This window comes from Acinetobacter rongchengensis, from assembly GCF_003611475.1.
In the GTDB taxonomy this organism is placed as follows: Bacteria; Pseudomonadota; Gammaproteobacteria; order Pseudomonadales; family Moraxellaceae; genus Acinetobacter; species Acinetobacter rongchengensis.
Window position 1 is genome coordinate 1 of the sequence record NZ_RAXT01000071.1, and the last position, 10398, is coordinate 10398.

The 10398-nt window shown below is 36.1% G+C and carries 9 protein-coding genes, 1 tRNA gene and 1 pseudogene; 4 read left to right on the plus strand and 7 right to left on the minus strand.

What is annotated here, in order from left to right:
* Window positions 1-301 precede the first annotated feature (301 nt).
* Window positions 302-424, minus strand: a pseudogene (locus tag D7V20_RS17345) (IS5/IS1182 family transposase); the annotation flags it as partial.
* Between the two features lie 227 nt (window positions 425-651).
* Here D7V20_RS17345 and D7V20_RS19895 point away from each other — a divergent pair.
* Complete coding sequence (locus D7V20_RS19895; protein WP_171407853.1) at window positions 652-822, plus strand: hypothetical protein; 171 nt, start codon at window positions 652-654, stop codon at window positions 820-822.
* Between the two features lie 515 nt (window positions 823-1337).
* On the opposite strand, the gene D7V20_RS17350 is transcribed toward D7V20_RS19895, so the two are convergent.
* Together D7V20_RS17350 and greB are read right to left on the minus strand one after the other, a co-directional pair.
* Window positions 1338-1427: transfer RNA gene (locus D7V20_RS17350), tRNA-Ser, on the minus strand.
* 90 nt (window positions 1428-1517) lie between these two features.
* A complete protein-coding gene (gene greB, locus D7V20_RS17355) occupies window positions 1518-2012 on the minus strand; it encodes a transcription elongation factor GreB (RefSeq protein ID WP_120385239.1) in 495 nt (164 codons plus the stop codon).
* A gap of 589 nt (window positions 2013-2601) precedes the next feature.
* Here greB and D7V20_RS17360 point away from each other — a divergent pair.
* Window positions 2602-3711 carry an MltF family protein gene (locus D7V20_RS17360; protein ID WP_120385240.1) on the plus strand — a complete coding sequence of 370 codons (1110 nt, stop codon included), beginning with the start codon at window positions 2602-2604 and terminating at the stop codon, window positions 3709-3711.
* Between the two features lie 87 nt (window positions 3712-3798).
* On the opposite strand, the gene D7V20_RS17365 is transcribed toward D7V20_RS17360, so the two are convergent.
* Entirely contained in the window at window positions 3799-4182 is a 384-nt protein-coding gene (locus D7V20_RS17365; protein ID WP_010113929.1) for an SCP2 sterol-binding domain-containing protein, read from the minus strand.
* Between the two features lie 219 nt (window positions 4183-4401).
* Window positions 4402-5310 carry a tRNA 2-thiocytidine(32) synthetase TtcA gene (gene ttcA / locus D7V20_RS17370; RefSeq protein ID WP_120385241.1) on the minus strand — a complete coding sequence of 303 codons (909 nt, stop codon included), beginning with the start codon at window positions 5308-5310 and terminating at the stop codon, window positions 4402-4404.
* Window positions 5311-5805: 495 nt separating this feature from the next.
* Here ttcA and D7V20_RS17375 point away from each other — a divergent pair, with 495 nt between their 5' ends.
* Both D7V20_RS17375 and htpX read left to right on the plus strand, forming a co-directional pair.
* The gene (locus D7V20_RS17375; protein ID WP_120385242.1) at window positions 5806-6714 is read left to right on the plus strand and encodes a lytic transglycosylase domain-containing protein; all 909 of its coding nucleotides are present in this window, start codon (window positions 5806-5808) and stop codon (window positions 6712-6714) included.
* 381 nt (window positions 6715-7095) lie between these two features.
* Window positions 7096-8001 (plus strand): protease HtpX, encoded by a 906-nt coding sequence (htpX, locus tag D7V20_RS17380; protein ID WP_120385243.1) that lies wholly within the window; start codon window positions 7096-7098, stop codon window positions 7999-8001.
* 243 nt (window positions 8002-8244) lie between these two features.
* Here the strand turns inward: htpX and D7V20_RS17385 are convergent, their stop codons facing one another.
* Window positions 8245-8826, minus strand: a complete 582-nt coding sequence (locus tag D7V20_RS17385; protein WP_120385244.1) for a DUF4112 domain-containing protein — start codon at window positions 8824-8826, stop codon at window positions 8245-8247.
* Window positions 8827-8936: 110 nt separating this feature from the next.
* Window positions 8937-10289, minus strand: coding sequence for a magnesium transporter (gene mgtE, locus D7V20_RS17390; RefSeq protein WP_120385245.1), 1353 nt, complete (start codon window positions 10287-10289; stop codon window positions 8937-8939).
* Between the last annotated feature and the right edge of the window lie 109 nt (window positions 10290-10398).

The following is a 10398-nucleotide window of genomic DNA, read 5'->3' on the forward strand; positions in this document are numbered from 1 at the left end:
CAGTTCCACATTTGAAAACTGGGCATTGATCGCACGCTTTCGTGTGCCAAAACCTAACTTATCTAAAATACCAAAGATATTATTTATCATTATTATGACCTATTATCTCATCAATTTATTAGATAAATTTAACATCAAAGCAAAATATCAACAACAATTAATCTTATTCCTACCTGTTTTTTAAAAAATCTAAACTAAATTAGGTCTCTTTCATAAATCAGAAAGTGATCAGTTGATTGATTATTTTTGAATGGCTTTGCACAAAGATTTAAAAATTACAACTTCCCATACCTGCTCAAATTTAAGTTACAACTTGTGTATGTGGTCGGCCTAATTCCGTAAATCTGTTGAGGACACTGCTACACGTGCATGAATTTCATTGACTTTGAAAGTTTCTTGCAGTGAGTTTATCGCCTAATAATTTAGGGGCTTAGCCTAGATTTTGTCTTCATTTTTGATTGAGTTTCATATTCATAAAACCTCGTATGGTATTCAAACTGCCCAATCACACTCTGACATATTAAAAGCAGCTTATCAAAGACTGCCAATTATTGAGTTGTTAAACGTACTTAGCCGATACTAAATAAAAATACCAACGCTGCATATGCCCATTTAGGTACTTACTAAACAATACGAGGAAACTTAGTTACATTGCTATATCATGACTTGAATAAAGCACAATATGCAATCGAACTTGAACAACTAAGAAAATTAGAAAAGTTTGAATCAGCTTCAATCATTCGTGAGACAACCGATAAAGCAAAAGTAGAAGAGCAATTAAAAAACTTAAAAGCAATCAACGAAAAAAATACCACGAATTAGTGCAGCTTATGGATCGTAATCAATTTATGCGTGACTTATGTGAGCTGGTAAATTCTGACCCGATCTTAACTGCCAGTACATATCTTGCTTTTGGTGAAGCAATTGCAAGATTCTTGGTTACCTAAGCACGCAGCTAACTTAATAGCCTGTGTAAAAAAGGATAAAACCTAAAGATAACTAGGAAGCAAGTAAAATTACTCAATGTATGTATAAGCAAAAATTGGATTGATAAAAGTAGAAAAACAAAAATGATTTATCTAAGATGCCTCACTTTTTCCAAAAATAAAAATTAGAAATTTTATACAAGCTGACATCCACTTAGCATCAAATTTAAGACAGCTCAATTAGTTTAGAACCACATATATTTTTCTATATGAATCTTAAGTGAAGTCCTAACATGCCAAATCTTATCTTTTTTGATATCACCTAATCTAGTGTTTGATGAGGGGTAGGTTGAGGGGTAAATCCACAGATAAAAAATAAGCCCTTGTAAAACAAGGGCTTATTTAAGTATTTGGCGGAAGCGGTGAGATTCGAACTCACGGAGGACTCACACCCTCGTCGGTTTTCAAGACCGGTGCATTAAACCGCTCTGCCACGCTTCCAATGGCGGCTATCATATAAATAAAATTCGAACTTGGCAAATCTTTTTCAATATTTTTTCAATCAAATGTACAAAATAAAGTCAATAACGATTAATTAGCTGAATTTTCAAGCTTTTCATAATAAATTGAATTGATATACCAACGTTTTTTGCCTAACGGTGTTACAACCTCAACTTCATCATCTACTTGTTTCGACAATAAAGCACGTGCCATAGGCGAATCTATCGAAATATGTTGTGGATGGTGATCATAGATTTCATCAACACCTACAATACGTAGAGTTTTCTGTTCTCCATCATCATTTTCAATTTCAACCCATGCACCAAAATATACCTTTCCCTCTTGTTCAGGAGAAAAATCAATAATTCTAAGCTCTTCTAATCGCTTACCTAAATATCTTACACGTCGGTCAATCTTTCTAAGTATTTGTTTATTATATTGATAATCAGCATTCTCAGAACGATCACCTAAGCTCGCAGCCCAATTTACCTTTTTTGTAATTTCAGGTCGTTCTACATGCCATAATTGCTGTAACTCTGCGACCAAAAGATCATGCCCTTTACGGGTAATTAAATTTGATTTCATTTTTCAAAACCATTCACAATATGCATCTACTCATGTTATTTTCACGCTTAAGATTATCTATAGTCTTGGTCAAATTTTCTAGTTGTTTCTTTTATTGACCATCAGTAAAAATCATCATTTAAAACAGGCTTTATTTTTAGAATCTACTTTACCATTTTGTACGATGTTATCCCCGTTCAATCCCTCAAAAGCTCTATAAAAAATCTAAACTGATTAAGTTTTTTTGCGTTTAAAAAAACGGTTTCATTTACTACATTTGTTTACAATTGAAATGAGTTTAAATTGTTGATCAATTCATTGAAAATCTCAAAAAAAATTATCATTTAAAATCAATTATTTAAATATTTAAATCTGCTTATTTTTTGAACAAAATTTGACAAGCCAAAAAAACGCTTATATTATGTGCACATGTTTTATTAGCTGATTTATATTTTTTTGTAGTTTTTCTGCAAAACTTTCAATCCCACATGTCATTTTTTGAATGACGTTCATGACTGCCCACCCTTATTGAATTTACCAACTGTAAAAAGTTTGAGGCTTCTTTTGCTTTAACTTTTTTGGGCAATAAATTACTTGTAGCGGAGACAACATGCACAGTAGTTCAACCTCTGGGTCGAGGCTTAGCCTTAACTCATTTTTTCGTGCTCTTCCAATCAAAACTTTAGTTTTATCCACCGCATTAATTCCTTTCAGTATTAATGCCAGTAAGACCAATCAATACAATGCTGTAGTCAATTCGAGTAAATTGACTGTAGTCGCGGTTTCCAATCCAAGCATCGTGTTTAAGGATGGTAAATTTAAACATGGCTTCGGCTATGATTTAGCGCATAACTATGCTCAAAGCTTAAATGTTAAATTAGATTTTCAAACGGTTTCAGATAATGCAACTGCCTTGAAAATGGTTGCACAAGGTAAAGCCAATTTCGCCATCACCACTGCCAGCATGCAAACGATTGAAGCGAAACGATTAACTTCATTTTCAGCAAGCTGTGGTGATTTTAATAGTTTGCAAAAAAATGGTTTAAATACTGAAATCAACTGGGTATTTAAACAAGCAGAAGATCCTTTAACTGCCACAGCAAGTGGTTTCGTCTGCCAAAGTAAACAAAATGGTGCCACTCAGCAACTTGCGGCATTCTATAATCGAAATGTTGTCAAAAAAGATGACTGGAATGTGATTCAACGTGATTTAAGCAAACGCTTACCGATTTACAAAGCCAGTTTCCAACGTTCAGCTCAACAATATGATCTAGATTGGCACTTGCTTGCTGCAATTGCATATCAAGAATCATATCTTAAACCTGACTCTGTTTCTCCCACAGGCGTTCGTGGTTTGATGATGTTGACCAATGGTACAGCGAAGGAAATGGGTGTACGTAATCGTAATGATCCTGCACAGAGCATTCAGGGCGGCGCAAAATATTTTGACATGATGCTCAGCCGTTATTCTTATATTTCCAATCCTGATCGTCGTTGGTATGCTCTTGTCGCTTACAACATGGGCCCAGGTGCTGTAGAAAGTATTCAAAAACGTATCAAAGCGCAAGGTAAAGATCCCAATGATTGGATGAATCTTTATAATTATTTGACACGTAATCAAGCGCAGAATGGCCGTTATAAGCAAGCAGTTCAATATGTGACTCGCATTCGTGCGTACTTAGAACATATTAAAACGACACCGCGTCTTTTAGAGATTTAATCTAAACGTTTAAAACGGAAATGTTTAGGCGACTATATAAAAAAAGCTTATCCATTACGGATAAGCTTTTTTTAGTTTGAATCGTGATTAAGCAGTTTGCTCAAGTACACGTTTGAAAAGATCTTTTTGCTCTTGGCTTGGTTTAGCTGTTTGTAAAGCCATCAATTGAGACATATCACCTTGAACTTTGATTTTACCTGTCATGAATGCTTGCATCGCAGCAGCCATATCAAACTCAAGGAATACTTTACGAAGTGTCTCAGCATCCATGTTAAGTGTCGTTTTAGCATTTGCAGAAGCGCCTTTAAGGATTTTTCCGCCATCTAAAGCAAGTTCAGTATTGCCATCAGCATCAGCAACAACTAAGTTGATTGCTAAATTTGAAAGTGCAGGTGGTAAATTTAAATCACCAGCTTCAGCAGTCAATTTTTCTACATTTGCAAACCAATCATCAGTTAAGAAAGCAGGCATGTTCATTCCTCAAATTATTTATTCATTTATAGTGTTGTCTATCCGAACAACATCATAGTGAAGCAGTTTTGCTCGCCCATTGTTATAGCATGATAATTTCCATTTGGGCTAAAGTTTTTTGTACGGGCTGTTCAACTTTTGTCGGATTTTTGACTTTACATCAAAAAAAGGCATTCAAATCAAAATGAATGCCTTTGTTTATTGTCTTGTGGCTAGAAATTAATCTGCTGCAAAACTCAAGTTTACGACATCAAGTCGTTTTTTCATGTCGTCTGTATCACACTTCATATCGAACTCACGCTCCTCATCCAATTTTTCAAAATCAAATAAATCACGGTCTGCCAATTGAGATGGAGAGACATTTTGTAATGCGCCGAAAATGCTGTGTAAACGTTTAGGATATTGCTTATCCCAATCACGTAACATGTCATTCAACATTGCACGTTGTAGATTTTCCTGAGAACCACACAAATTACATGGAATAATTGGAAATTGACGAATTTCCGCATATTTAATGATGTCTTTCTCTTCTACATAAGCAAGCGGACGAATCAGAATATTCTTTTTATCCGATGACAATAACTTTGGTGGCATCGCCTTCAAGTTACCGCCATGGAACAAATTCAAGAAGAATGTTGCAAGAATATCATCACGGTGATGACCCAACGCGACTTTCGTTGCACCAATCTCTTGCGCAAAACCATATAAAGAACCACGGCGTAAGCGTGAACAGACGGCACAGTATGTTTTACCTTCAGGTGTTAAACGCTTGGTAATGCTATACGTATCTTTTTCCAAAATATAATAAGGAATGTTATTTTCCTCTAAATATTTGGGTAAAACATATTCTGGGAAACCAGGCTGTTTTTGATCAAGATTGACTGCAACCACATCAAAATGAATCGGTGCAATGCGTTTAAATTGCAACAAAATATCTAACAAGGTATAGCTATCTTTCCCACCAGAAACACAGACCATGACCTTGTCGCCTTCTTCAATCATTTTAAAGTCACGAATAGCATGACCAACCTGACGACGAAGTTTTTTCAATAGACGATAGTAAGCCGAACTTGTAGGAAGTTCTGGTTTGAAATTAAATCCTTGTTGGGACTCAACTGGCGAGTACATAGACGCGATTTACCAAAAAAAAATTCTGCATAATTTTAGCTGATTTGTTGCTTAACCGCATCTAAAGATTTTTTATTTTTTGCATTAATCTTTTTCTTCGTCATATTCCTGTCTTATTCACATATCTAAAATAGACGACTCAGTTCATTTTTTGATCTAGGTGCTTATGCTTTGGACTTTTCCACAGTTTTCCACAAATCCTGTGGATAAAAGTGTGGATTGTTTGGGGCTTGACAAAGCATTCATACGGAAGGATGGGCGTTTTCTTTAGATTGGTCATTTTTTAACCACTTTATTTAAATGATATTTAACAATAGCTTACTGTAGTCAATAGGTAAGTTTTAAAAAAAATATAAAATTATTTTTGATTAATATGCCAACAAATAAGACTTGATTTTTTTTATTTGTATTGATAAAAATCAAATCGTAGTTTTTCTTATTGAATAACTTTGCTAAACTCCAAAAGGAAATTGGGGAAAATTTTAATTACTAAAAATGAAAAAATTTATTACGGGTTCATTGGTATCAATTTTAGGGTGTATGAGTCTAGTCTCATTTACATCGCAAAGTTTTGCTGGGCAGATTTATTTCTATAAAGATAAAAACGGCACAACCTTACTCACCAACCGTAAAAATTCAGACAGTTCACTGCAAAAAGTGAAAGTGACCTATTATAAAGACAGCAATATTCATAGTTATAGTAATTGGGGCAGTTCAGAATCTTCTGTTTTACCCAGTTACAGTAAAAGCAAAAATTCATTTGATACGATTATTCGCCAAGCAGCACAAACACATGGTGTTTCTGAGGGCTTAATTAAAGCAGTCATGCATACTGAATCAGGCTTTAATTCAAATGCACGTTCCCCTGTTGGTGCGCAAGGTCTAATGCAACTCATGCCAGCGACTGCACGTCGTTTTAATGTTTCTAACTCCTTTGACCCTCAACAAAATATTTTTGGTGGTGCAAAGTATCTCAGTTGGTTAATGAAGCGTTTTAATGGCAATACCAATTTAGCTTTAGCAGCATATAATGCAGGTGAAGGCAATGTCGATAAATATGGTGGCATTCCGCCTTTCCGTGAGACACAAGATTATGTTAGACGTGTCACAAGTCGCTATAACAATCTTTATTCTACGGGTTTAACAATTAGCAATAGTAGTTCAAGTAATAACGCGAATTCTGGGCAAATCATTGCTCAATCGAATAACGGTGTAAGTTATCATTCAAATAACAGCAGTCCTTCTAGCACTTTATCGAATAACACACCGATAGCGACGCCAGTAAAATACAGTTCTAGACAAATTATTGTTGCGTCTGATGGCACCTTTACAGATGCACCTTCTGGATCTTCTTATTCCACAGCCAATGCCAGCGCAACAGCACATATTAGTTTTGGTAACTAAATCATTATTTAAATGTTCTCAGTGAATAGATTCAAAGTTTGCCTATTTCTCCTGTTGAGATAATTTTTGTTATTTTTTTAAAATTTTTTTAGTTTTTATAAAGATAGAACTCATATTTCAACATTATCTTGATTTTATATTGTATAGATTTTTCCAATCATTCTTGAATTTTGATTATTGAAACCTCATATTCGATACATGATTTATAGGATCTATGAACATTTTATCTGTGGTTTACGTTGTAGGCTAAGATTGAGCAGGCATGAACAACATGTATTGCAAAGAAATGAACGCTGTAGCAGGACTACTTGCTTTCAAAACTGTTTGTTCATCGCCCCTAAGTAATCAAATTATTTTATATTTACGAAGAGGATTTTCTCGATGATGCGGATTGGTTTGTTTTTGCTAACCAACCTCGCGGTACTGGTTGTAGCTGGCATTATCCTATCTTTATTAGGTGTTGGTAGTTATCACGGCGCTGGCGGTCTCAACTTAGGCAACCTGATGGTATTCTGTTTAGTCTTTGGTATGGCAGGCTCATTCGTCTCGCTTTTCCTTTCTAAATGGATGGCTTTAAAAACCACGGGGACTGAATTAATTGATCCTAATGCGCCTCGTAACCAAGCTGAAGTTTGGTTATTACAAGAGGTTGCGCAACTTTCCCAGCGTGCTGGTATTAAAATGCCAGATGTAGGTATTTTCCCATCTTATCAATCGAATGCTTTTGCAACAGGTTGGAACAAAAATGATGCGTTGGTATCAGTTTCAACAGGTTTGTTAGAGCGTATGAATCAAGATGAGTTACGTGCTGTATTGGCTCATGAAATTGGGCACGTTGCCAACGGCGATATGGTCACATTATCGTTAATTCAAGGTGTTGTGAACGCCTTTGTGATGTTCTTCGCCCGTGTTGTCGGTGACTTCATTGACCGCAATGTATTTGGTCGTGAAGATGGTGAAGCTCCTGGATTGGCTTATTTTGCGATTACCATGGTCTTAGATATCGTCTTTGGTATTTTGGCTTCGGCAATCGTGATGTGGTTCTCTCGCCACCGCGAATATCGTGCAGATGAGGCAGGCGCACAATTAGCTGGTAAAGATGCAATGATCTCTGCATTATTACGTTTACAAGCTGAATCTGAAAGGCCAGATCAAATGCCAAAAGAGATGAAAGCTTTTGCGATTGCAGAAGGTAAAGAACAAGGCTTTAGCTTAGCGGCATTGTTCCATACCCATCCAAGCATTGAGCAACGTGTTGCTGCTCTTCGTCAGCTTAATTTACCGTAATTGATGTAAAAATTTACATCATTACAGAAATAATCAAAGTAGAAATAGATAAAACAAAGCCTCCAATTGGAGGCTTTGTTTTATCAGCATTTTATTTAACTGAGATGCGAAATTGGAAAGAATTCATTCCTAAGTGTTGTTACCGTCTTATTGCAGAGTGCTCAACATTCAGTACAGAATTAGGCACAGCTTTACATCAAAAGTTTCAACACAAATTATTTCTATCGAGGAATAGCATGGTATTTAAACCGTTAAACTTTGATACCAATCCCACAGCAGACTCACTCCAAACCAAAGTGCAAAACCGATTAAAACCAATACAATAGCACCCAAAATATCAGGTATATGAATCCAAAGCCAAGCAACCACAGGATTCCGCCAAAATGCAGATTGTTGTTGTTTCTGCTCTAATTTTTCATGCAGGAATGGGTGAAGCACATGATCATCGCTATGAATTTGATATTCCTCTCGAATATGATCATGCACTACATCTAAGGCCCGTCGGCTTGGACGAATAAAAATATCAAAAACAGTCCCAAGCACAGGAATAAAACCGACCACAGCATCGACAGCTGCAAGTCTAATCACACCATTGAGTTTAGTTTGTGGTACACCAATTTGTTTGGCTTTATAGACTGCATAACATGTCAATGCAAAACCAGCAGCATCTCCTGCAACTGGAATCGTACTTAATGCAGCATCGGCACCCACACCTTGCTTGGTAAACGGAATGCGAACCACGGAATCCATCATATTGGCAAATTTTGCCAAATCACGTTCCAATTGAATGACTTCTTGAGTCGATAATTTTTTTTCTGAACTCATTGATAGGTCTATCTTCTAACATCACACTATATTCAAAGTATCATAGCCAATAAATTCAGTGTGTTGTGTATAGTTTTAATATTTTGTGATCCATGTAAAACATTTAAAATTCATATTGTACCTTGACCCAAGAGGAGTGAAGCAATAAAAAGATATACAACCACACCTGTTGCATCACAGATCGATGTGACCAATGGTGCCGATGCGCTCGCAGGATCTAGTTTTAATCGATTTAGAATAAAGGGTAAACTCATTCCAATCAGGCAGCCCAACAGTACAATGCCCATCATACTCAATGCTAAAACGATGGCGACCATCGCATCACCACGAATATAACCGAGAATAGAAACTGCAAAAGCCATGGTTCCACCTAAACACAAACCGATTAAGACTTCCCGACCGACCAAATTAAACCAATCTTTAAACTGAACATCGCCAGTCGCCAACGCGCGTACCATTAAAGTTGCTGATTGAGAGCCTGCATTACCGCCACTGCCTACCAATAACGGTAAGAAAAACACCAAAACGATATTGGCAGCAATAATCTCTTCAAAATGAGCAATTCCCATTCCAGACAACAAACTACCAAAAACAAGGATTACTAACCAAAATACCCGCTTTTTATACAATACAAATATTGGCGCACGCTTAATACTCATATTTGGCGAAGCTGCAACTGCACTCGATTTAAAAAAGTCTTCTGTTGTTTCAGCTTGCACAACATCAGTTGCATCATCATAAGTGACAATACCCAATAAATGGTACTGATCATCCACAATGGGCAAAGCAATAAAATCATAATGACTCAGTTTTGTAGCAATACTTTCTTGGTCTTCATTGACCCAACCAACGATTAAATCCGTTGTCATCACTTCGGCAATCGTTAGATTTGGATCTGCGAGAATGATTTGCCGTAAAGAAATCACACCCAATAAAACGTTGTGTGCATCGACGATATAAATGAGATATAAAGTCTCACGATCTGCTGCAACTTTTCTAAGCTGTTCGATCGCTTGACGCATGGTCAGATTGGGTGACAATGTCACAAAATCTGCACTCATCAAAGCACCAGCAGACTCCTCAGAATAATGTTCTAAACTTCTAATTTGTCTTTGCTTTTCAGCACTCAGCTGTTGGAAAATTCGTTGTTGTTGTTGCTGAGGTAATAGTTTAAATAAATCAATGCGGTTATCAGAATGCATTCCTGAAATAATACTAAGTATTTGCGGTTCAGATAAATTTTCGATGATGCTTTGTAATTGCTCTAATGACAAATATTCTAAAATATAAGCAGCGTTGGGTAAGTGTTCAATTAAAGTTATTTTCGCGCCCAATGATAAATCTTTAATTAATCCAGCAATATCTGCGTCGTTCATTGATTCTAGAATTTTGTGGATTTCATCAAAATCATGATTTTGAAGTGCCAATTCAACTTTAGAAATCAGCGCTAAAGGTAATTGCATTTATTTTCCGAATCATCAAATATCTAATTTAACTGATGATGGAACTGAATCGAAATAAAATAAAGCATGATTTTGTTATGAAAATAGTGCTGAATAAGCACATTATCAT

Bases quoted from the DNA above. Each gene is read 5' to 3' on its own strand.
- htpX (WP_120385243.1), top strand. From the start codon at position 7,096: ATGATGCGGATTGGTTTGTTTTTGCTAACCAACCTCGCGGTACTGGTT.
- D7V20_RS17375 (WP_120385242.1), top strand. From the start codon at position 5,806: ATGAAAAAATTTATTACGGGTTCATTGGTATCAATTTTAGGGTGTATG.
- mgtE (WP_120385245.1), bottom strand. From the start codon at position 10,289: ATGCAATTACCTTTAGCGCTGATTTCTAAAGTTGAATTGGCACTTCAA.
- D7V20_RS17365 (WP_010113929.1), bottom strand. From the start codon at position 4,182: ATGCCTGCTTTCTTAACTGATGATTGGTTTGCAAATGTAGAAAAATTG.
- D7V20_RS17385 (WP_120385244.1), bottom strand. From the start codon at position 8,826: ATGAGTTCAGAAAAAAAATTATCGACTCAAGAAGTCATTCAATTGGAA.
- ttcA (WP_120385241.1), bottom strand. From the start codon at position 5,310: ATGTACTCGCCAGTTGAGTCCCAACAAGGATTTAATTTCAAACCAGAA.
- greB (WP_120385239.1), bottom strand. From the start codon at position 2,012: ATGAAATCAAATTTAATTACCCGTAAAGGGCATGATCTTTTGGTCGCA.
- D7V20_RS17360 (WP_120385240.1), top strand. From the start codon at position 2,602: ATGCACAGTAGTTCAACCTCTGGGTCGAGGCTTAGCCTTAACTCATTT.